This is a genomic window from Paraburkholderia acidipaludis NBRC 101816, assembly GCF_000684975.1.
GTDB classification, from domain to species: domain Bacteria; phylum Pseudomonadota; class Gammaproteobacteria; order Burkholderiales; family Burkholderiaceae; genus Paraburkholderia; species Paraburkholderia acidipaludis.
Genome location: NZ_BAXZ01000008.1, coordinates 1 through 20,021, shown reverse-complemented (window position 1 = coordinate 20,021; position 20,021 = coordinate 1). Strand labels below are relative to the sequence as shown.

20 protein-coding genes and 1 pseudogene are annotated in these 20,021 nt (G+C 63.0%); 10 read left to right on the top strand and 11 right to left on the bottom strand.

Annotation, left to right across the window (positions count from 1 at the left end):
• Positions 1 to 34: 34 nt before the first annotated feature.
• Positions 35 to 2,278: an NADP-dependent isocitrate dehydrogenase gene (locus tag BAC01S_RS11500; protein ID WP_027794893.1), complete on the bottom strand. Its 2,244-nt coding sequence runs from the start codon at positions 2,276 to 2,278 to the stop codon at positions 35 to 37.
• A gap of 389 nt (positions 2,279 to 2,667) precedes the next feature.
• Between BAC01S_RS11500 and BAC01S_RS11495 the strand changes: the two genes are divergently transcribed.
• Positions 2,668 to 2,883 carry a DUF3079 domain-containing protein gene (locus BAC01S_RS11495; RefSeq protein WP_027794892.1) on the top strand — a complete coding sequence of 72 codons (216 nt, stop codon included), beginning with the start codon at positions 2,668 to 2,670 and terminating at the stop codon, positions 2,881 to 2,883.
• A gap of 7 nt (positions 2,884 to 2,890) precedes the next feature.
• Here the strand turns inward: BAC01S_RS11495 and BAC01S_RS11490 are convergent, their stop codons facing one another.
• From BAC01S_RS11490 to BAC01S_RS31070, 3 genes are all read right to left on the bottom strand, one after another.
• Positions 2,891 to 3,280 (bottom strand): SRPBCC family protein, encoded by a 390-nt coding sequence (locus tag BAC01S_RS11490; protein ID WP_027794891.1) that lies wholly within the window; start codon positions 3,278 to 3,280, stop codon positions 2,891 to 2,893.
• A gap of 38 nt (positions 3,281 to 3,318) precedes the next feature.
• Entirely contained in the window at positions 3,319 to 4,389 is a 1,071-nt protein-coding gene (locus tag BAC01S_RS11485; protein ID WP_027794890.1) for a DMT family transporter, read from the bottom strand.
• Between the two features lie 202 nt (positions 4,390 to 4,591).
• Entirely contained in the window at positions 4,592 to 4,936 is a 345-nt protein-coding gene (locus tag BAC01S_RS31070) for a carboxymuconolactone decarboxylase family protein (RefSeq protein WP_043201981.1), read from the bottom strand.
• Between the two features lie 238 nt (positions 4,937 to 5,174).
• Here BAC01S_RS31070 and BAC01S_RS34585 point away from each other — a divergent pair.
• A pseudogene (locus tag BAC01S_RS34585) lies at positions 5,175 to 5,327 on the top strand (LysR family transcriptional regulator); the annotation flags it as partial.
• Between the two features lie 8 nt (positions 5,328 to 5,335).
• Here BAC01S_RS34585 and BAC01S_RS11475 read toward each other — a convergent pair.
• On the bottom strand, positions 5,336 to 6,850 hold the full coding sequence (locus BAC01S_RS11475) for a GMC oxidoreductase (protein ID WP_027794889.1): 1,515 nt from the start codon (positions 6,848 to 6,850) through the stop codon (positions 5,336 to 5,338).
• A gap of 555 nt (positions 6,851 to 7,405) precedes the next feature.
• On the opposite strand from BAC01S_RS11475, the gene BAC01S_RS34580 reads away from it, so the two are divergent.
• The 4 genes from BAC01S_RS34580 to BAC01S_RS11455 all read left to right on the top strand — a co-directional run bounded on the left by BAC01S_RS34580 (position 7,406) and on the right by BAC01S_RS11455 (position 9,814).
• Positions 7,406 to 7,579, top strand: coding sequence for a hypothetical protein (locus BAC01S_RS34580; protein WP_156954389.1), 174 nt, complete (start codon positions 7,406 to 7,408; stop codon positions 7,577 to 7,579).
• Positions 7,573 to 8,160 (top strand): disulfide bond formation protein B, encoded by a 588-nt coding sequence (locus BAC01S_RS11465; protein WP_027794888.1) that lies wholly within the window; start codon positions 7,573 to 7,575, stop codon positions 8,158 to 8,160. Before BAC01S_RS34580 ends, BAC01S_RS11465 begins: the two co-directional genes overlap by 7 nt.
• A gap of 210 nt (positions 8,161 to 8,370) precedes the next feature.
• The gene (locus BAC01S_RS11460; RefSeq protein ID WP_027794887.1) at positions 8,371 to 8,847 is read left to right on the top strand and encodes a molybdopterin-dependent oxidoreductase; all 477 of its coding nucleotides are present in this window, start codon (positions 8,371 to 8,373) and stop codon (positions 8,845 to 8,847) included.
• A 46-nt stretch (positions 8,848 to 8,893) separates the two neighbouring features.
• Entirely contained in the window at positions 8,894 to 9,814 is a 921-nt protein-coding gene (locus tag BAC01S_RS11455) for a LysR family transcriptional regulator (RefSeq protein ID WP_027794886.1), read from the top strand.
• 202 nt (positions 9,815 to 10,016) lie between these two features.
• Here the strand turns inward: BAC01S_RS11455 and BAC01S_RS11450 are convergent, their stop codons facing one another.
• The 3 genes from BAC01S_RS11450 to BAC01S_RS11440 are packed head-to-tail and all read right to left on the bottom strand — an operon-like array spanning position 10,017 to position 12,452.
• Positions 10,017 to 11,207, bottom strand: a complete 1,191-nt coding sequence (locus BAC01S_RS11450) for an NAD(P)/FAD-dependent oxidoreductase (RefSeq protein ID WP_043201978.1) — start codon at positions 11,205 to 11,207, stop codon at positions 10,017 to 10,019.
• Positions 11,204 to 11,374 (bottom strand): rubredoxin, encoded by a 171-nt coding sequence (locus BAC01S_RS11445; protein ID WP_027794884.1) that lies wholly within the window; start codon positions 11,372 to 11,374, stop codon positions 11,204 to 11,206. The genes BAC01S_RS11450 and BAC01S_RS11445 overlap by 4 nt, the downstream gene beginning before the upstream one ends.
• Positions 11,375 to 11,396: 22 nt before the next feature.
• The gene (locus BAC01S_RS11440; RefSeq protein WP_027794883.1) at positions 11,397 to 12,452 is read right to left on the bottom strand and encodes an aromatic ring-hydroxylating oxygenase subunit alpha; all 1,056 of its coding nucleotides are present in this window, start codon (positions 12,450 to 12,452) and stop codon (positions 11,397 to 11,399) included.
• A gap of 438 nt (positions 12,453 to 12,890) precedes the next feature.
• Here BAC01S_RS11440 and BAC01S_RS11435 point away from each other — a divergent pair, with 438 nt between their 5' ends.
• Both BAC01S_RS11435 and BAC01S_RS31065 read left to right on the top strand, forming a co-directional pair.
• The gene (locus tag BAC01S_RS11435) at positions 12,891 to 13,118 is read left to right on the top strand and encodes a hypothetical protein (protein ID WP_027794882.1); all 228 of its coding nucleotides are present in this window, start codon (positions 12,891 to 12,893) and stop codon (positions 13,116 to 13,118) included.
• A gap of 409 nt (positions 13,119 to 13,527) precedes the next feature.
• Positions 13,528 to 15,117 (top strand): hypothetical protein, encoded by a 1,590-nt coding sequence (locus BAC01S_RS31065; RefSeq protein WP_245616573.1) that lies wholly within the window; start codon positions 13,528 to 13,530, stop codon positions 15,115 to 15,117.
• Between the two features lie 94 nt (positions 15,118 to 15,211).
• Here BAC01S_RS31065 and BAC01S_RS11425 read toward each other — a convergent pair whose 3' ends face one another.
• Entirely contained in the window at positions 15,212 to 16,087 is an 876-nt protein-coding gene (locus BAC01S_RS11425; protein ID WP_027794881.1) for an aldo/keto reductase family oxidoreductase, read from the bottom strand.
• A 116-nt stretch (positions 16,088 to 16,203) separates the two neighbouring features.
• Between BAC01S_RS11425 and BAC01S_RS11420 the strand changes: the two genes are divergently transcribed.
• On the top strand, positions 16,204 to 17,106 hold the full coding sequence (locus BAC01S_RS11420) for a LysR family transcriptional regulator (RefSeq protein WP_245616572.1): 903 nt from the start codon (positions 16,204 to 16,206) through the stop codon (positions 17,104 to 17,106).
• 84 nt (positions 17,107 to 17,190) lie between these two features.
• Here BAC01S_RS11420 and BAC01S_RS11415 read toward each other — a convergent pair whose 3' ends face one another.
• Both BAC01S_RS11415 and bla read right to left on the bottom strand, forming a co-directional pair.
• The gene (locus BAC01S_RS11415; RefSeq protein ID WP_027794879.1) at positions 17,191 to 17,700 is read right to left on the bottom strand and encodes a GAF domain-containing protein; all 510 of its coding nucleotides are present in this window, start codon (positions 17,698 to 17,700) and stop codon (positions 17,191 to 17,193) included.
• Between the two features lie 119 nt (positions 17,701 to 17,819).
• Positions 17,820 to 18,695 carry a class A beta-lactamase gene (bla, locus tag BAC01S_RS11410; RefSeq protein WP_027794878.1) on the bottom strand — a complete coding sequence of 292 codons (876 nt, stop codon included), beginning with the start codon at positions 18,693 to 18,695 and terminating at the stop codon, positions 17,820 to 17,822.
• A gap of 220 nt (positions 18,696 to 18,915) precedes the next feature.
• Between bla and BAC01S_RS11405 the strand changes: the two genes are divergently transcribed.
• Positions 18,916 to 19,995 carry a tartrate dehydrogenase gene (locus tag BAC01S_RS11405; protein WP_027794877.1) on the top strand — a complete coding sequence of 360 codons (1,080 nt, stop codon included), beginning with the start codon at positions 18,916 to 18,918 and terminating at the stop codon, positions 19,993 to 19,995.
• Positions 19,996 to 20,021: the final 26 nt, after the last annotated feature.

Below are 20,021 nucleotides of genomic sequence, written 5' to 3'. Positions count from 1 at the left end.
TTTCATGGGTACAGCGGGTATTGCTTCGCGACGGTTACTTCGCTACGGCTTCGAGCGCGGCGTTGAACGTCGTGCTCGGGCGCATGACTGCGGCGAGCTTCGCGAAGTCCGGCTTGTAGTAGCCGCCGATATCGACCGGCTTGCCCTGCACGGCGGCAAACTCACCGACGATCTTCTGCTCGTTCTCGGCCAGCGTCTTCGCGAGCGGCGCGAAGTGGGCGGCGAGTTCCGCGTCTTCCTTCTGCGCGGCCAGCTCTTGCGCCCAGTACATCGCGAGGTAGAACTGGCTGCCGCGGTTGTCGAGCTCGCCGGTCTTGGGCGACGGGCCCTTGTTGTTGTCGAGCAGCTTGCCGGTGGCGGCGTCGAGCGTCTTCGCGAGCAGCTTGGCCTTCGCGTTGTTCGTCTTGATGCCGAGGTCTTCCAGCGAGACGGCCAGCGCGAGGAACTCGCCGAGCGAATCCCAGCGCAGGTGGTCTTCCTGAACCAATTGCTGCACGTGTTTCGGCGCCGAGCCGCCCGCGCCCGTTTCGTACATGCCGCCGCCCGCCATCAGCGGAACGATCGAGAGCATCTTCGCGCTCGTGCCGAGCTCCATGATCGGGAACAGGTCGGTCAGGTAGTCGCGCAGGATGTTGCCGGTGACGGAGATCGTGTCGAGACCGCGGATCACGCGCTCGAGCGAGTAACGCATTGCGCGCACTTGCGACATGATCTGGATGTCGAGGCCGGTCAGGTCGTAGTCCTTCAGGTAGGCCTCGACCTTCTTGATGAGCTCGTTTTCGTGCGGACGATACGGGTCGAGCCAGAACACCGCCGGCATGCCCGAGTTCTTCGCGCGCGTGACGGCGAGCTTGACCCAGTCGCGGATCGGCGCGTCCTTCACGAGGCACATGCGCCAGATGTCGCCTTGCTCGACTTCCTGCGTGAGCGCTTCGATGACTTCGCCCGTGGCGTTGTCGACGATGCGGGCCGTGCCGTCTTGCGGGATTTCGTAGGTCTTGTCGTGCGAACCGTACTCTTCGGCCTTCTGCGCCATCAGGCCGACGTTCGGCACCGTGCCCATCGTGCGCGGGTCGAAGGCGCCATTGGTCTTGCAGAAGTTGATGATTTCCTGGTAGATGCGTGCGAACGTGCTTTCCGGAATCAGGCACTTCGTGTCGGCCGGGCGGCCGTCGGCGCCCCACATCTTGCCGCCGGCGCGGATCATCGCGGGCATGGAGGCGTCGACGATCACGTCGTTCGGCGCGTGCAGGTTCGAGATGCCCTTGGCCGAGTCCACCATCGCCAGCGACGGACGATGCTCATGGCACGCGTGCAGGTCGCGGATCACTTCTTCGCGCTTCGATTCCGGCAGCGTCTCGATCTTCGTGTACAGATCGACCATGCCGTTGTTGACGTTCACGCCGAGCTCCTCGAAGAGCTTCGCGTGCTTCTCGAACGCGTCCTTGTAGAACACCTTCACGGCGTGGCCGAACACGATGGGGTGCGAGACCTTCATCATGGTCGCCTTCACGTGCAGCGAGAGCATGACGCCGGTCTTGCGCGCGTCTTCCATCTGCTCTTCGTAGAACGCCAGCAGCGCCTTCTTGCTCATGAACATGCTGTCGACGATCTCGCCGGCCTGGAGCGCAAGCTTCGGCTTCAGGACGATGGTTTCGCCGCTCTTCGTCACGAGTTCCATGCGCACTTCGCGCGCCTTCTCGTTCGTGATTGATTTTTCGCCATGGTAGAAGTCGCCGTGCTTCATGTGCGCGACGTGCGTGCGCGAAGCCATGCTCCACTCGGCCATGCTGTGCGGGTGCTTCTTCGCGTAGTTCTTGACGGCGAGCGGTGCGCGGCGGTCGGAGTTGCCTTCGCGCAGCACCGGGTTCACGGCCGAGCCGAGGCACTTCGAGTAGCGCTTCTGGATGGCTTTTTCTTCGTCGGTCTTCGGATCTTCGGGGAAATCGGGAACCTTGTAGCCCTTGCCCTGCAGTTCCTTGATCGCGGCGACGAGCTGCGGCACCGATGCGCTGATGTTCGGCAGCTTGATGATGTTCGTTTCCGGAAGCTGCGTGAGACGACCCAGCTCGGCCAGATTGTCCGGCAGGCGCTGCTCTTCCGTCAGAAATTCCGGAAACTCGCCGAGGATACGGCTCGCCACGGAGATATCGCTGGTCTCGACGTTCACGCCGGCCGGCGCAGCGAAAGTGCGGATGATCGGCAGAAACGCACTGGTGGCAAGCAGCGGCGCTTCATCGGTCAGGGTGTAGATGATGGTGGGTTGCTGGGTACTCATCGGCTTCTTGGCGGGGGTCAGAAAACGGGGTGGTAACACCACCGGCTGCGCGCAGTCGGCGTAAACACCCGGATTTTGCCTGATTTCGAGGTGAGACGGGGGCCAACGTGACCAGAAATTTCATATTGTGGAAATGCGTACCGCAGTTTTGAGTGCTGCCAGGGCAGGAATGAAGCCACCGTGGTCGTGGCATGATAGCTAACGCAACTAACGGTCAGTCCCGCGCAACGCCATCGGCCTTTCTCGCGCGCAGCCAGGCCTGTCTGAATATCCGTTGTTCTATTTTGTTTCGCAGAGAAAGGGGGGCTTGCTGTGGCAATGCGTCTCTGGAAGGATCGGGTCCACGGCCTATATTGGATTTCGTCCACGACATCCCGGCACATCCCGACATGGCTCGCACTTTCCCTCTCTATCCGAAGCATCCCGAACGCGTCTGCTGGGGCTGCAATCGCTATTGCTCAGCCGCCTCGCTCAGTTGCGGCAATGGTGCGGAACGAACGCCGCACCCCGTCGAACTGCTGGGCGAGGACTGGCTCGATTACGGCGACTGGGGCATCGAGCGGCCCGCCGCGACACCGCGGGAAACCGGCGCGCCGCGCGGCTGATATCCGCTCAGTTCGCCACGTTGCGCACGAACGCGGCGCATCCCGCGTCCATGAGCGGCTCCACCCGCTCGCGCGCCTCATCGGGCAGAAGATCGCAAAACCAGACGAAGCGGCACTGCCCCGGGCTCACCGGGAAGATCTGCATCGACGCGTGGTAGTGCTCGAAACGGCCGCCGCCGATGCAATAGGCGATGCGCATGCGCGGCTCGTCGATCGCTACGATGCGTTCCTCCACCACAGCGCCGTTTGCAAACGTGACGGTGCGCACCTTGCCGTCGAAGACGGCGTCCACGAGCACTCCTGCAAATGCCTTCGCCGCATCGCCCGGATCGCGCAACGCGCTCCAGGCTTGAGCCGCATCGATATCCAGCGTGAGTTCACGGACTAGCGTAGTCATGGCGTTATCTCCTTCGCAGACCCGTGAGCGCCGCGGCCTCAGTGCGAGTGCCGGTGATGCACGTCCGGGTAATGCGCGTGACTGTGGGTGAGGGGCGCGTGGTGGTGAGGGTGGGTATGCGGTTCGGTGCCGTCCCAGGCGAAGTTGTGTTCGTGCTGGTGATGCGTGTCGTGCCGGTGGCGGTGCGTGTGGTCGAGCGGATCATGCGTATGCACATGTTCGTGTCGTTCGCGAACGTGCAGCCACACGCCAATCGCCATGAGCGCGGCCGCGAGCCAGAATGTCGTCTCCGGACGCTGCGGCCAGAACAATAGCGAAAGCGCGACGCCGAACAGCGGCGCGACCGAGAAGTAAGCGCCTGTGCGCGCCGTGCCCAGATCGCGCAGGGCCACGACGAAAAGCACGAGACTCACGCCATAGCCCGCGAAGCCCACGGCCATCGCGCCTGCCATCGTGCCGGCGGTGGGCAGGTGGGCGCCGAGCGAAAGCGCAATGCCCAGATTGACGGGGCCCGCAAAGAGTCCCTTGAGGCAGGCGATCACCATGGCGTCGTTGGTGGACACCTTGCGGGTGAGATTGTTGTCGATGGCCCAGCACAGACAGGCCGCGGCCACGAGCAGCGCGTCGGCGGCGAAGCCCGCATGCGAACTGGGCCACGAGAGCAGGACGCCTCCCGCGACAATGGCGGCCATGCCGAGAAAGATCTGCGTATCGACGTTCTCGCGGAAGCAGATCCACGCGATCAGCGCCGTGAACACGCCTTCGAGATTCAGCAGCAGTGAGCTCGTGGCAGCAGGCGTGCTCGCAAGACCGAGCATCAGCAGTGCGGGACCGGCAATGCCGCCCGCGGCGATCGCGCCGGCGAGCCAGGGGATCTCGGCGGCTTTTAGCGACTGGTTTAGCGATTCGGTCTGCGATTCGCTCGCCGCGCGGCTGCCGTGCCGTAACGCAATGGCGATAGCAAGCCCCAAGCCGCTGCCCAGATAGAACAGTCCGGCGACCATGAACGGCGGCAGGGTGCCGAGCAGTGCCTTGGCGAACGGCGTGGTGGCGCCGAACAGCGCGGCGGCGGCGAGGGCCTGGAAAATGGCGTTCTTGTGGTGCGTCATGACGGTGTGCTGCGCGGGGCGATGAGCGCCATTCTACGCGCGCCGTGCGGCTTGGTATCGCGGCCCGCTGGGGCCGCGGTGGTCGGGGACCGTGCGCAATCTCGCCGTCGTTTTCATGCATTACAACGAGCAGCGTCCTGATATAGAACGGAAGCTGGCCAGCTTGTCGTTGCAATACGCTAGTGGACCGCTCCGGCTTTAATTATTTGTTCGGCAACGATGCGTAGGCATCGAGGACACGGGTCGAATAAACCAGCGCGGCACCTGCATTCAGCGCAATCGCAACGCCCAATGCTTCGGCGATTTCATCCTGCGTCGCGCCCAATTCTGCCGCCTTTTGGGTATGAACAGTGATACAGCCATCGCAGCGGGTTGTCACGGCTACTGCCAATGCGATCAATTCGTGGATCTTGGGCTCCAGTTTGCCGCTTTTTTCGACTCTGCCGCTGAGCGTTGCCATACCTTTCATCACATCGGGATTCAGCTGAGCAAAATCGCCAATACGGGCCTGCAAAGCATTGCGGTAAGCATTCCAATCTTGCATCAAGATATTACCTCCAGTGAATTTCCTGAAATCCGGATCATTCGTCGCTTCGATGAATACCGGCGTTACACAACTTCGTAGATGCGCTTCAATTCATCGTTAGTTTGGTGAGTTGAAATATTTTTAAATCGATGGCGATTGCTTTGTGCCAAAATGTACTTCTAGATTGAGTCATTATTGACATGTCGCGTCAATGCGACAACTGCTATATTCTTTCTATCTCAGAAAGAAAAACTTTCTCATGAAAGCACTTGCATTCTTCAATGCGCTGCGCGCCTTTGAGGCCAGTGCCCGCCACCGGAGTTTTTCGGCCGCGACCGCCGGGTTGAACGTGACACCCGCAGCGGTGGGGCAACTCGTCCGTGCACTCGAAGCTTGGCCAATAGGCAACCCCTACCCGGTTCACGGGCTTTCCAGTTTGGCGATCAAGCGGTCGGCGACGTTGGCGGACCATGCGGCGATGGTCAAGCTCGGCGGCCTGCCAGGAGATTCCGGCAGGGCCGCGGCATCTGATACGTAGAGGCCCGGGTTATCGAACACCTCGCCGTTGGCATCGACTACGCCATCCGCGTTCGACGTCCCGAGGCATGCGCCGCCCAGCGGCTGGACGGTGACTGGCGATCCGGGCGCGTAGATTTTCGTGCCCGTTGCGCGTTGAATGTTTTTTACTTCGTAATCGATTTCCTGATAAACGCTGCTTTCTCGCTTATCATAAATTATCCTGAATTTTCCGTAATTCATGTTCATCGAGCCGTTGTTGTTGTCCTTGCCAAGGGCGACGATGAATGAATTGCGGTGGAGCCATCGCCTGAGTACGGCGGGCATGGGGATGTCGTCGATGCCCTGGATCGCGGCGCGCAGAACCTGAACCGATTGACTGGTGGAACCGGCCGACCGGAACGGCCCGCAGAGCGGCAGACCCTCCGTGAGATCGTTCCGGCTGTTTTCCTTCCAGAGTGCGAAGTATCCGCCGTTGGTCCCGAACTGCAAACCGAGCCGCGGCATGCCGTCCAGTCCGCGATCGATATCGCGGCTTTTGAACAGCAGGCGAACCGTATTCAGACAACCCGCGGCAAGAATCACATGCTTTGCCAGAATGATTTCGTCGGTTTTGTTTCGATGATTCCGATAGTGGACGGCATAGCGCATGCCATCGGGGTCGGTGTCTTTCAGCTTGCGGATGGATGCCGCTTCGCAGAGGTCGCGAACCGCCAGGCCTTGCTGCATTGCCGGCCAGACAACGGAGAAATCCAGCGTTGTTTTGGCGCCGGACGGCGATCCCAGCACGCTGTTGTTCCGGTATTCGCATTCCCATCGCTCGATGCCGTGCGCGTCGATGATTTTCGAAGCGGTGCCGGCTTGCTTCGGAAAAAGCACGCCGATAAGCGGATTCCCGAGCCCGGCAGTGGACAATTTTCCATCGTAGTTCGTCTCGCCGATGCTGTTCGGAATCCTGTCTTCGTCCGTAGCAGCCCTGGCCTGCAGCAGATCGATGACCTCGGCATAGTATTTCTCCATGCCTTCTTTCGAGAGCTGCGGATGGCGGCCGTCCCAATACGCGGGGTTGGATGGCCTCGCCAGCATGCCGGCATAGATATGGCTGCCGCCGCCTACGTTGGAGGAGCAGATCACATTGATGCCCCGGCCGCGATAGGCTTCGACGAATCCCTTCCTGTTCAGGACCAGTTGGCCTCGAAACAAATGGGAGCGAATCGATCTCAAGCCGTGCGTAAAGGCCTTTGTTCCCTGCGGCAGCGGTGCTAGGTCCGTCATGCCGGTCGATCGATTCGGCACCGTATCACGCCAGGGGCCGCGCTCCAGCATCAGAACATCACATCCGGCTTCGATCAGACGCTTCGCAGCGATGGCGCCGCCGAATCCGCTGCCTATGACCAATATTTCCACTTTGTTTTTCATGACGATAGTTCAACGCCAATCAGAGAGGACTCCAGAAAATGTCGGAGATCGAACGGCCACGAGCATGGGGAGATATGTGGGAACTGCGCTCGAATTCCGAAAGCACAGCGAGATTCGAAACGCCGTAATCGCACGACAGAAAGGATCGGCCGTTGTCGAAGGCTCCAGGAAAAAATACTTCTCCCCGACAGAGCAGCGGCGAATTCGTGGCAAAGAAACGCGAGCCGTGCCACTGATTAGCTTGATAAATTGTCGCCGGCCATAAAGCCAAAGACAAGGAAGATAAAGTGTCTACCCTTGAAAGAGAAACTTTATCAGGCGCAGCACCGCATCGAAACGAGTCAACTAGCGCATCCTTGAACCCGCTCCCAAAACCCGGGTCGCCCAGCCCCTTGGCTGACTGCGATCGCCTCGGTGTCCGGGCTCTCGAGCTGGCCGATCGGTGACTGGCTGCTCATCTATACAATGCGACCGATTGTCGACAGACGGTTAGCGAAGGGCGCGTTAAATTCGAGTCGGCTACTTATACTTCATCCGACAACAGGAGATCCGTGAATGTTCATCGGATTTATTCCCGTGCTGGTTGCCTTCGCTGCCGCGCTGACTTCGTTGCGCAGCCAGAAAACTGCACGCCTCTTATGGGTCATTTGTTCGCTGCTGGTCGTCAGTTGGACTTTGTTCCATGGCCGTCATCATTTGCATGACCTTTCTACGTTGGGGTCGTGGTGACGAAAGCGAATTCGCGGCACCTGAGCGCTATCGATGCCGTAGCGCTGCTGGGCATCTGCCTCGTTCTGCTCGGGGCCTTCTACTACCAGCTCGTCAAGGGTGAACTCCCTTGCGCATTCTGCAATCTCATACGGGTAGGCTTCATGTTGCTCGGCAGCGGCCTGCTGCTGAACATCCGCTTTGGCACGAACGCCTGGAACTACGTTCTCAGCGCATTTGGCGCCCTGATCGGCAGTCTCATCAGTCTGCTCTTCATGTTCGCCAAAGCGCCGGCGTGGACCACGCCGACCGGCTCGGCCGTTTTCGGGCTGCATATGTATACGTGGACGTACATCCTGTTTACAGCGGCCATCATGTTCTGCGTGGTGATGCTGGCCTTCGCCTGTAGAAACCCGGCCTCTGTTCCGCCACAGGCTGGTGGAGGATACGCAACGCTTCGGTCGATCGTCACGGTTGCGTTCATCTTTCTCGTTGGCGCCAATCTCGTCTCGGCATTCCTGCAGAACGGTTTTCAGACGTTCAAGGCAGGTGGCCAGAAGCATTATCAGATGCTGTACGACGGGGACGTGATGAAGCCTTGAATGCAGACTCGTGGGGAAAGTGAAGGCGGGGCGGAGCAGAGGGGCGGATTACGCCAGCGCCGGCGGTGTCGGGCAGGCCCACTTCGCCCATAAATGCAGCGGAATGACCGATATGTTCCGGGTCGAACTGGTCCCGGGGCGCTTGCCGGCGTAATATACGGATGACTATATCGAGCCCTTTAAGGCCGGATCCGGCCCGGAGATCCGAGAATGGACATTGCGCCCGCCTCCGTCGAGCAGACGACCACGCTATATCTGACCGGCAGCCTCATGCGCCCGATGGCGCTCTCGCTCGACGCGCTCCGGCACTATCCCGGCGCGACATGCGCGCCGTTCGATTTGCGCTGCTACACCACGCAGCGCTTCATTCGCACCGTGGAGTCCTATCGCGGCGTGCGGCTGACCGAATTGCTCCGGCAGGCCGGCTTGCGTAACGACGTGCACGGCGACTTCAAGCGCATGGTCTTTCTCGCGGTGGGCCACGACGGTTACTTCGTGACGTTCTCATGGCACGAATTGTTCAATACGCCGGTGGGCGAGCAAGTGCTCGTCGCTTACGAGTGCGGCGGCACCCCGCTCGACGCGCAGGACGGCGCGCCCGTGCTGTTTTCCGGCGCCGATCTCGTGCCGGCACCACGGCACGTGAAGCGCCTGGCGCGCATCGAGGCCCGCGTGCTTGCGCTCTGACTCGACGATTGGCGTAAAACCTTGGCGTAAAACGACGGCGGTTCGCATGTCCCGGGAAGTTATCGACTCCTATCTGCTGCAGGTTCTTCATACTCTCATCACCGAATCGAGCGTTTCGCGAACCGCCAGGTTGCTCGGCCAGTCGCAGCCGACCATCAGCGTCGCGCTGCGCAAGCTGCGGACGATGACGGGCGATCCTCTGCTGGTGCGCAGCGGCAGCCACATGGTGCCCACGAGCCACGCGCTCACGCTGATCGAGCCGACCGCGCAGGCGCTCGCCGGCATTGCCGCCGTGCTGCACCCGACAACGGCATTCGATCCCGCAACCACGCGGCGAACCTTCCATATCGGTTCGCCCGACTATCTGGACGTATTCTTCCTGCCGGCCGTCGTCGACGCGTTTCATACCCAGGCGCCGCGCGCGCACCTCGAGTTCCAGCATCTGATGATGGTGGACGGGGGCTACGAGTACAGTCTCGAAAGCGGCGCGCTCGATCTCGTGATAGGCAACTGGCGCACGCCGCCCGAGCATCTTCATCTGCAGCCGCTGTGCAAGGACGACCTGGTGTGTCTGCTGCGCATGGAACACCCGATCAAACCCGGCATGCTGAGCCGGGAGGTTTATCAGGAAGCCGGGCACCTGGCCGTCGCCACGCACCATGCCTCCGGGCCCGGCACGATTGACATCGAGCTGGCGCGCAGCGGGCTTTCGAGGAATGTGACGACCACGCTGCCGTATTTCGGCATGGCCCCTTATGTCTTGATGCGCTCGAATCTGCTGTTCACGACGACACGCGGACTGGCCGCGCATTACTGCAACCTGCTTCCGCTCAGGATGGAGCCTATCCCCGGCGAGCCGCAGGCACTCACCTATTACCAACTCTGGCACGACCGCACCCATCGCAGTGCGGCGGCGATCTGGCTGCGCCATCTCGTGGCCGGGGTCGCGAAGGGACTCGCACGCTGAAGATCGGCGAACGCGGCGCGGCGCCCATAAAAAAACCGCGAGCATGGCTCGCGGTATGAAAACGCCTGGCGTCGGTGTCCGGTAGACAGGTAGGGACCAGACGGGGACGCCAGCGCGCAACGGGGGTCGGTCAGCAGAAACGGCCCGTTGTCGAATGGGCCTTTGCCGCATCCGGTTGTCGTGACTCCGCTGGACGCGCGGCCTAAGCGCACCCGCTCGTCGTCATCTGCTTCAACAACGCGGCCTTGTCCGCCGTCGCGGCACCCAGCAGGGCAAAGCCGGTCATGCGCTTCGTCTCCCTGCTTTCGCAAACCGCGCGTACCGCGTGAGGCGGGTCTTGCGTGGCCACCTCGACCGTCCACTGTCCGTCCGGTGCCGCGGGCGTCACCACCACGGCCGGCACGGCAGGGGTCTTGACGACAACGGGCATGACCGGGAACTCGACGCGCGTAAGCGTTCCGCACAGCGTGCGGGCGAGCGCTCGCGCGGCATGCATGATTGGCAGTACATAGGGCTGCACGCGGCCTTCGATTGCCGCGCAGTCGCCGAGCGCGTAGACGTCCGGCGCACGGGTGCGGCACCAGGCGTCTGTGCTGATGCCGCCTTCGATCCGCAGGCCGGCTGCCTTCGCGAGCGCCGTTCTCGGCACGAGACCGATTGCGGACACAACGATATCCGCGTCGAGCGAAGTGCCGTCGGTCAGCGTGAGCCGATAGCCCGGCTCGCGTCGGGAAACCGCGGCGACTCCGCGATCCAGCCGCATATCCACGCCCGCATCGGACAGCGCGCGGGAAAACGCGGCGCCGGCTTCGGCCGGCAGCAACCGGGAGAGCGGCGCACTGGCGGGGTCGATCAGGCTGACCTCATGGCCAGCCACGATCAGATCGTTGGCGAACTCGCAGCCGATCAGGCCCGCGCCGAGTATGGCTACCGAGCGGCACGACGTGAGCGCCTCGCGAAAGCGCACGTAGTCGCCGAGGTCGTTGACGGACAGAACCTCCCCCGCGCCGTCGCCTTCGATCGGGATGCGGCGCGGATCCGCGCCGGTCGCGAGCACCAGCGCGCGATAACGCAGCCGTTGCCCGTCGACGACGATCGCGTGTTCGTCCGGCACAATCCGTTCGACGTGGCGATGGGTCCAGACGCGCGCACCCAGCTGCGCGGCCATCACCTGGGCGTCGAAGCTCGCAAGCTCATGTGGCGCCTTCTTCATCGCGAGCGCGTTCGACAGCGCGGGCTTCGAGTAGAAGCTGCCGTCGTCGCGGCTCACGATGACGACGGGCGTTTGCGCGTCGAGCTTGCGCAGCTCGCGCGCCACCGTATAACCGGCGAGACCCGTGCCGACGATCACGACAGGATCGGTTTGGGTAGCAGGGTGCAGGTTTTGCGTCATATCGTCACCACCTTCATGTCGAAGTCGTGCTTGCCCGTCGCGCAGTCGGGGCATATCCAGTCGTCCGGTACATCCTCCCAGCGCGTGCCCGGCGCGATTCCCTCATCAGGCCGCCCCTCGGCCTCGTCGTAGCGAAAGCCGCAGATTACGCATTCCCAGATTTTCATCGCGTTTCCTCTCCGGCCCGCATCACCAGACATACGATTGACCGAGCCCGATCTCCGCGAGCGCGCGGCGGTAGGCACCCGAGGAACGGTCCGCGAGGATCGGCGCTTCCTGAGCGCGGTCGATCGGCAGATCCTCGGGGCACTGCAGTTCGACGATCGCCCGATCCTCCTCGAACACCTGGCGGTTGAACGCGTAGACGTCGTCGAGCGGCAGATCCTTGTCGAAATTGCGGGCGATCGGCACGAAGAGACGCGTGAGGCGTGCCGAAACCGGGCTGGCGGCGTTGAGAAGCGCCAGTCGTCCGTTTTCGGGGAAGTGGACCGTGAGCCTCGCGAAGAACGGCACGTCCACTTCGAATACGCGGCGCCACAGGAAACCTTCCGGCGCGCGATGCTGCATCGACTTCGGAAAATTGCTCACCGTGCTGGCGTACTCGGCGCGCAGGCCGTTGGGCCGCCGCTCTACCGAGTATTGCGGGACCACGGGATTCCTTCGGTCTGCGAAGCTGTCGTGATGGATCCAGGCGAAATGCGCGACGTCGATGAAGCCTTCCGTCTGCCGTCCCGCCGAGGCGCGAATATCGATCGAGGGCGGGAGGATCTGCTGATACCCCTCCGTGTTCCACGCCGGGAAATCGGGCAACGGCAGTTCGCCGCCGCCAAGCGACACCCACACGAGGCCATAGGCTTCCTGCGCCGCGTACGTGGTGAGGCAGAGCCGTTCAGGAATCGGGCCTTCGGGCTGCGAGGGAATATGGCTGCATTTGCCGCTCGCTCCGTACGCCAGACCGTGATACGGGCAAACGAGATTGCCATTGTCGACCCACCCCCGGCTCAACGGCGCGCCGCGATGGGGGCAAACATCGCGTGCCGCCACAATCCGTTCTCCTGAACGAAACAGGACGAGCGGCTCGTCGAGCAGCGTGACGCCCAGCGGCTTTTCAGCCACGTCGTGCGCAAAGGCGACGGGATGCCAGTAGCGGCTCAGAATCTCCCAGTCGCGGGAGTCGAAGGTGCAGTTGCGGGGCGTGGCAGGCGACCCTGGGCGGGTCAGCGTGATCACCTGAGGTTGAGTCATGCGCGTCTCCTGAATCGTGTGAGTGCATCACGGCGGCCTGGCCGATGGCTTCGACCTCGCCGTGTGTGCACAACGATATTCAGATGCGAGCGCTCATCCCATCCCTTACCGGTCATGTAGTCTATGTAAGGACAGGCATGGTCTTCCCGCGTTGCTGCGCCGCTCGACGAAAAAAAAGCCCGCTGCGGGGCGGGCCTTGAACCATGTCAGTGGAGACATGGAGGAGACAGAGACCAGTCTAGTCCGATGATTGACGCGTCGCAACATTTCAATAGTTAAATATTGTCACGTTGTGTGAATTGTGATTGATGCGCGCGTTCAGGACGCCCAGAATGGACGCTCATGCGCGTTAAGCGAAGGCGTGCGAAGGGTGGCGGCCGGCACGATAGCGTGCGGGTGCGTCGGCGAATCGAGGCAGTCATTCAAGTGGAGGATCGTATGGGCATTCTGGACGAAGTGGGTAAGGTTGCCGGCGCGGTAGCCGCCGTGGAGGCGACGGAGAAAGTCGATTCGGATGCGGGTTTCCTGACGAAGGCCGCGGCGGCCGTGGCGGGCTTTGAAGGCGCGGGTGCGCTGGAGTCGATGGTCGAAAAGAAGAAGGAAGAGGAGCAACAGCCGGCGGACGACAGCGCCCAGCAGGCTGATGGTTCCGATGCGCAGACGTGATTTCGGACGGCCAGCTCGAGCCGGGGGGCGACGGGACGGCCGGTAGCGCACACACTGATTGGTGAAGTTTGAAAACAAGCCGCGGTCTTCGACCGCGGCTTGTTTTTTGCGGCACCGGATTGGCACCGCTCGAATCGCCAGCCAAAGGACCGCGATTTTAAATAAGGCATCCTGATCATCGAGTTGCCGATTCAAGCTTTCCTAACACCATTATCGAATCCTTACACGACCGCAACGAAACTTTCACGCTGTGCCGTTACCGTAACGTCGATTGACCTCCCGTTCGTCCGAACAAGATGTTCTCAAGTCCTTTACGGAGACGTTACAGATGGCCATCTCATCCCCCCGCTTTCTTCCCCGTTGCGCAGCTCGCGCATCCCTTCTTACCCTTGCTCTTGCCAGTACCGGTGTGTTTGCCCAGGTGCCGGGCCCGTTCTTCGGCGGCCCCGGTCTGCTGGTGGTGAGCCGCAGCGTGTACGACAATCTGTCGAGCAACGTGCAGACCGGCGAAGTCCTGCCGCCCAACTGCCAGAACACGCAGGCCGGCTGCTCGACCGGCAACGGCGCGACGAATGACGGAACGTATCCTTACGTCTGGAACAACGCGCTCTACGATGGGAGCTTCGGCGTCACGGCGCGCATCTTCCTCGACACCATCACGCCCGGCGGTCAGGTTATCGGCACGCTGGAAGTGCCGAACAATCTGCATCCGGCCCAGGGCGGCGATCAACTGGTCACGAGCTTCAGTTCGAAGTCCGAACTTGCACTCAATGTTTCGAGTGACGGACGTTATCTGACGTTCATGGGCTACGTCGCGCCGGTCAACGCGATCGACGTGTCGAACGCGAACACGCCGGGTGCGAACGATCCGACGAATCCGGACGGCCAGACGTTCTATCGCGCCGTCGCGCGGCTCGACCGCGAAGGGCATTTCACGTTCACCGAAACGAACGCCTACAGCGGCAACAACGGCCGCGCCGCGATTCTGAACAACAGCAACGGCAACGGCCAGGGCTTCTACTACACGGTCGGCAACGCGGGCAACGGTTCGAATCCGCAGCCGACGAACGTGATTCTCGGCGCGGGTTCGCAATTCATCGAGCCGACGAACCAGCACGAGGCGCAACAGTCGCCGTCCACGCCGGCGCCGCTGGCGAGCTTCTCGGTTACGGAACTTGGCGCGAAGGCCGACAAGGTGGGCAAGGACGACAACTTCCGCGGCCTGACCGTGTACAACAACGTCGTGTACTTCACGAAGGGCAGCGGCGGCAACGGCGTGAACACGGTGTACTTCGTCGATACGACGGGCAAGGCGTGCCCGTCGGGCGTGGGCGTACCGGTGGCAGGCGCGAAGCTGCCGACCACGCCGCTTGCCTACAACCCGGCAACGGTGCAGTCGAGCGGCCTGCCGAACAACGTGTGTATTCTCTCGGGCTTCCCGTCCACGCCAAACAAGACGGCGACGACGCTTGCGTATCCGTTCGGCGTCTGGTTCGCCAATGCGAACACGCTCTATGTTGCCGACGAAGGCGACGGTTATGCGGGCGGCGCCGATCTCTATACGCACGCCAAGGCGCAAACCACCGCGGGCCTGCAGAAGTGGGTGTACAACGCGAGCTCGAAGTCGTGGAAGCTCGCGTATACGCTGCAGAACGGTCTGGATCTTGGCGTGGCGTACACGGTGCCGGGCTATCCGACCGGCCAGAACAGCGCGACGGGTCTGCCCTGGGCGCCCGCCACGGATGGCCTGCGTAACCTGACGGGGCATGTGGACGGTGACGGCACGGTCACGATCTGGGCGATCACCTCGACAACCAGCGGCAACGGCGACACGGGCGCGGACCCGAACCGCCTCGTCGCCATTCGTGATGTGCTGAGCAATACGTCGGTGTCCGGCACCTCGCAGGAGCACTTCGTCACGCTGCGCACCGCCGGCTTCGGCGAAGTGTTGCGCGGGGTGCAGCTCGCGCCGGGCGGGTTCTTCGGCCAGCCGTTCTGAGCGTAGTTGAGTGAAGCGCCGATTGGGCGGAAGCTCGCTCAATCGGCGTGCGGCGATCCGGCGTGTCTACGCAGGTTCTTGCCGGCATTCAGGCTCAATACGTGGCGGCTCGTCCGCCAATGGCGTCGAGTTCGGCGAGCGCGACATCGGAGAGAGGCAGGAGGGCAGCCTGCATGTTCTCGCGCAGATGGGCGAGCGAGGACGTCCCCGGAATCAGCAGAACATTGGGCGCGCGATGCAGGAGCCAGGCCAGTGCAACCGTCATCGGCGTCGCGCCAACCGATCGCGCAATGCGGTCGAGCGCATCCGACTGGATCGGCGTGAAGCCGCCTAACGGGAAGAACGGTACGTAGGCGATGCCTTGGCGGCCGAGATCGTCGATCCATGCATCGTCGGCGCGGTGAACGAGGTTGTAATGATTCTGCACGCAGACAACGGGCACGATGCGCTGCGCTTCGGCCACCTGCGCCGCCGTCACGTTGCTCAGGCCGACGTGGCGCACGAGTCCCTTTTCTCTCAGCGCCGCAAGCGCGGCGACCTGCCGCTCGATCGAGCCTTCGCTCGGCGCGTGAATGTCGCCCATGACGCGCAGGTTCACCACGTCGAGCGCGTCGAGACCCAGATTGCGCAGATTGTCGTGCACCGAGCGTTCGATGTCGGCGGGCTCGAGCGCGGGCAGCCAGGCGCCCTGGCTGTCGCGCACGGCGCCCACCTTGGTGACGATCACGAGGTCGTCCTGATACGGATGCAGCGCTTCGCGGATCAGCTGATTCGTGACGTGCGGGCCGTAAAAGTCGCTCGTATCGATGTGATTGACGCCCAGCGCCAGCGCCTCGCGCAGCACGGCCAGCGCCGTAGCGCGATCCTTGGGTGGCCCGAAAACGCCGGGGCCGGCAAGCTGCATCGCGCCGTAGCCCATGCGGTTGACGGTGCGGCCGGCGAGCGGCCAGGTGAGCTGGGTCGTGGTCATGGTGTTTCTCCTTGAAGGCGGAACGGGGACGCACGCAGTATGGCAAGCTTCACGTTGTTGGATAATCCATGCCAATGTGCACGGGCTGTTCAAAAAGGTGAACGATGTCTCCGGAGATGAATGATCTGGCCGCCTTTGTTTCGGTGGCGCGGGCGGGCGGTTTCCGCGACGCGGCGCGCGTGGCCGGCGTTTCGGCGTCCAGCCTCAGCATTGCCGTGCGCCGGCTCGAAGCGAAGCTTGGCTTGCGGCTTCTGAACCGCACCACGCGCAGTGTCGCGCCCACCGAGGCGGGGCAGCGCCTGCTGGAGCGGCTCGCGCCGCTTTTCAGCGAAATGGAGGCGGCGCTGGACGTGCTGAACGGATTCCGCGAGCGGCCGGTTGGCACCTTGCGGCTCAATGTGCCGTCCAGCGCCGCGCGCATCATCCTGCCCGCGGTTCTCGCGCCGTTCCATAAAGCGTACCCGGAGATCCGCGTGGAAGTGGTGGTGGAGGATGGTTTCGTCGACGTGCTCGAGATTGGGTGCGATGCGGGTATCCGCTACGACGAACGCCTCGAGCAGGACATGATCGCGCTGCCGATCGGCCCGCGCGTGCAACGCTTCGCGACGGCCGCGGCGCCTGCTTATCTGGATCTGCGGGGCCGCCCCACGCATCCGCGCGAGCTGCTCGAACATGCGTGTCTGCGCGGGCAGTTTTCCGGCGGCGCAATGGCGGTCTGGCAGTTCGAGCGCGACGGCGAAGTCGTGCGCCTCGACCCGCCCGGTCCGCTCGTGGTGAGGCCCGGCGCCGCCGTCGATCTGACGATCAGCATGGCGCTGGCGGGCGCGGGCGTCGTGCACATTTTCGAAGGCATGCTGCGGCCGCATCTGGACAGCGGCGCGCTGGAGCCGATACTCGAACCGTGGTGGCCGGCGTTTTCCGGACCGTTTCTCTATTATCCGGGGCGCAGGCACCTTCCGGCGCCGCTGCGGGCATTCGTCGAATTTCTTCGTGACCAGGCAGAAGCTGACGTGTCGTAGTCCTGATCGATGGGCGTGGCTTGACTGCCCTGGGACGTGCGGACCGGGAATGATCGCGCGGTCCGCGTTCTGCTGCTATTCGGTTCAGTCCTTGCGCGCCGCTGGTTTCCAGCCGAACTCCACGAAGGCCCGGCACAGCGCTTCCATGCCTTTCGCGTCTTCGTCGTCGAAGCGGGCAAGGTGCGGGCTATCCACGTCCCAGACGCCGATCAGCGTGCCGTCGGAAGCGACGAGCGGCACGACGATTTCCGATTGCGAGGCGGAATCGCAGGCAATGTGGCCGGGAAACGCGTGCACGTCGCGGACCACCTGGGTCTCGCGCGATTGCGCGGCCGCGCCACAGACACCCTTGCCGAGGCCGATTCGCACGCAAGCGGGCTTGCCCTGAAACGGGCCGACAACGAGCTCGTGGCCGTCGAAGAAGTAGAAGCCGGCCCAGTTCAGGCCTTCGAGCGAGTTGAACACGAGCGAGGAGAAGTTCGCCGCGTTGGCGATGCGGTCGGATTCACCCTCGATCAACGCGCGCGCCTGGGCGGCCAGCGTGGCGTAGAGGGAGGATTTTTCGGCGGGAAGCGTGTCGGAAAGCGAAAACATGTGCAGCACCGGGGTTGGGCGTGGTTGCGTTAAGGCGCGCGCGGCGCGCGAGTTGAGACCGTTAGTTTACGGGAGTTCGGCCGTTTTTGCCGTGGGGCTCATGTGTCGCCTTTTACGCATCACGCCGTTGCCGTGGCCCATTGCACGAACACGCTGCCGGCTTCGCGCAGCACGGCCTCGCGACGGTCCATGGCGAGGCCCGGTGCGTCGTAATACGCCGCGACGAGCAGCGGGCCGCGCCCCGGCGGCCGAACGATCGCGTAGTCGTTCGTTTCTCTCTCGACACTGGTTCCCGGCCGGTCCCCCGCAAGCCAGTCCGCGGGCAGCGCGGCGCGCAGCCGGTTGAGCCCCGGCTTGCACGCGATCATCCAGTTTTCCAGTTGCCGGCGCGATTGAAGGCTCAGCGCGTCACCCAGCAGCAGGCTTCGCGCGGATTGCGTAATGGCCCGAGGCGTCGTGGTGTCGAGCAGGCCGCTGTACCGGTTCGAGTCGGGCTCGTAGCGGTCGAAGCGGGTGACCGTATCGCCCATGCTGCGCGCGAACCGCGTCAATGCCGCCGGGCCGCCCGCGCTGCGCATCAGCAGAATGGCCGCCGTGTTGTCGCTCACTTCGACAACGGCCTGGCATAGCGCGCCGACGGTCATCGCGCCTTCGCCCACGTGCGCCTTGGTCACCGGCGAAGTGAAGATGAGGTCCTGTTCGGTGTAGCGCACGAGACGCGCCAGGCTTTCCTGCCCGGCGTCCACGCGCGCGAGTATCAGCGCGGCCAGCAGCCCCTTGAACGTGCTGCACATGAGGAAGCGTTCGTCGGCTCGCCAGGCGAGCGTTCGGCCCGATGCGGTGTCGATCGCGAATACGCCTAGCCGACCGCCGTGGCGGCGTTCGATGGCGGCGAGCGGAGGTTCCGAGGCAAACACGGCAGGGCTCACGCTGCCGATGCCGAGCAGCAGGGGGAGCCCGACGGTCAGTTTCCGACGTGTTGCAGAGAGGGGCACAATGTCCAATCCATTGACGGGTGCGGCTATTCTAGCGGCCTTCCGGCTGGCGAACAGGGGATCACACTGCCGCTGACCGCCACGCCCGTTGCTCGATTATTCACATTTCGTGTTGAATGGCTCCACACTGGGGCGGCTTTTCCCCGGCGCGTTTTCAGGCATGCTGGCGGACATGAGGCGCGGATCAATGTCGATCTGCGCGAGCCAAGGAGAACGAGACATGAGCAAGACGTACAGGATCGCCGCCATTCCGGGCGACGGGATCGGCCAGGAAGTGATGCCCGAGGGCGTGCGCGTCGTGCAGGCCGCCGCGGCGAAGTTCGGCCTTTCGGTGGAATTCGCTCACTTCGACTGGGCGAGCTGCGACTACTACCTCGAACACGGCAAGATGATGCCCGACGACTGGTTCGCGACGCTCTCGCAGTTCGACGCGATCTATTTCGGCGCGGTGGGCTGGCCCGACAAGGTGCCCGACCACATCTCGCTGTGGGGCTCGCTGCTCAAGTTCCGCCGCGACTTCGACCAGTACGTGAACCTGCGCCCGGTGCGCCTCTTGCCCGGCGTGCCGTGTCCGCTCGCGAACCGCAAACCCGGCGACATCGACTTCCTCGTCGTGCGCGAGAACACCGAGGGCGAATACAGCTCGGTGGGCGGCAAGATGTTCGAGGGCACGGAGCGCGAGTTCGTCCTTCAGGAGTCCGTATTCACGCGTCACGGCGTGGACCGTATCCTGAAATACGCGTTCGAGGTGGCGAACCAGCGCTCGCGCAAGAAGCTCACGGCGGCGACCAAGTCGAACGGCATCGCCATCAGCATGCCGTACTGGGACGAGCGCGTGGCCGCGATGGGCGAGCGGTACCCCGAAGTGAAGTGGGACAAGCAGCACATCGACATTCTTTCGGCGCGCTTCGTGCTGCAGCCCGACCGCTTCGACGTGGTGGTGGCCTCGAACCTCTTTGGCGACATCCTCTCCGATCTCGGCCCGGCGTGTACGGGGACCATCGGCCTGGCGGCTTCGGCGAACCTGAACCCGGAGCGCAAGTTCCCTTCGCTGTTCGAGCCCGTGCACGGCTCGGCGCCGGATATCTTCGGCAAGAAGATCGCCAATCCCATCGCGATGATCTGGTCGGGCGCGATGATGCTCGAGTTTCTCGGCAATGGCGACGCGCAGTATCAGGCCGCGCATGATGCGATCATGCGCGCGATCGAGAAGGTGCTTGTGGAGGGGCCGCGGACGCCCGATATGGGGGGGGCGGCCAATACGGCCGCTGTGGGTGAGGCTGTTGTGGCTGCGATTTGAGTTTTACTTGCGGTTGTTGCTGGTTT

Coding starts and splice junctions, on each gene's coding strand:
- BAC01S_RS11500 (WP_027794893.1), bottom strand. CDS start 2,278: ATGAGTACCCAGCAACCCACCATCATCTACACCCTGACCGATGAAGCG.
- BAC01S_RS11495 (WP_027794892.1), top strand. CDS start 2,668: ATGGCTCGCACTTTCCCTCTCTATCCGAAGCATCCCGAACGCGTCTGC.
- BAC01S_RS11490 (WP_027794891.1), bottom strand. CDS start 3,280: ATGACTACGCTAGTCCGTGAACTCACGCTGGATATCGATGCGGCTCAA.
- BAC01S_RS11485 (WP_027794890.1), bottom strand. CDS start 4,389: ATGACGCACCACAAGAACGCCATTTTCCAGGCCCTCGCCGCCGCCGCG.
- BAC01S_RS11475 (WP_027794889.1), bottom strand. CDS start 6,850: ATGAAAAACAAAGTGGAAATATTGGTCATAGGCAGCGGATTCGGCGGC.
- BAC01S_RS34580 (WP_156954389.1), top strand. CDS start 7,406: ATGTTCATCGGATTTATTCCCGTGCTGGTTGCCTTCGCTGCCGCGCTG.
- BAC01S_RS11460 (WP_027794887.1), top strand. CDS start 8,371: ATGGACATTGCGCCCGCCTCCGTCGAGCAGACGACCACGCTATATCTG.
- BAC01S_RS11455 (WP_027794886.1), top strand. CDS start 8,894: ATGTCCCGGGAAGTTATCGACTCCTATCTGCTGCAGGTTCTTCATACT.
- BAC01S_RS11450 (WP_043201978.1), bottom strand. CDS start 11,207: ATGACGCAAAACCTGCACCCTGCTACCCAAACCGATCCTGTCGTGATC.
- BAC01S_RS11445 (WP_027794884.1), bottom strand. CDS start 11,374: ATGAAAATCTGGGAATGCGTAATCTGCGGCTTTCGCTACGACGAGGCC.
- BAC01S_RS11440 (WP_027794883.1), bottom strand. CDS start 12,452: ATGACTCAACCTCAGGTGATCACGCTGACCCGCCCAGGGTCGCCTGCC.
- BAC01S_RS11435 (WP_027794882.1), top strand. CDS start 12,891: ATGGGCATTCTGGACGAAGTGGGTAAGGTTGCCGGCGCGGTAGCCGCC.
- BAC01S_RS11425 (WP_027794881.1), bottom strand. CDS start 16,087: ATGACCACGACCCAGCTCACCTGGCCGCTCGCCGGCCGCACCGTCAAC.
- BAC01S_RS11420 (WP_245616572.1), top strand. CDS start 16,204: ATGAATGATCTGGCCGCCTTTGTTTCGGTGGCGCGGGCGGGCGGTTTC.
- BAC01S_RS11415 (WP_027794879.1), bottom strand. CDS start 17,700: ATGTTTTCGCTTTCCGACACGCTTCCCGCCGAAAAATCCTCCCTCTAC.
- BAC01S_RS11405 (WP_027794877.1), top strand. CDS start 18,916: ATGAGCAAGACGTACAGGATCGCCGCCATTCCGGGCGACGGGATCGGC.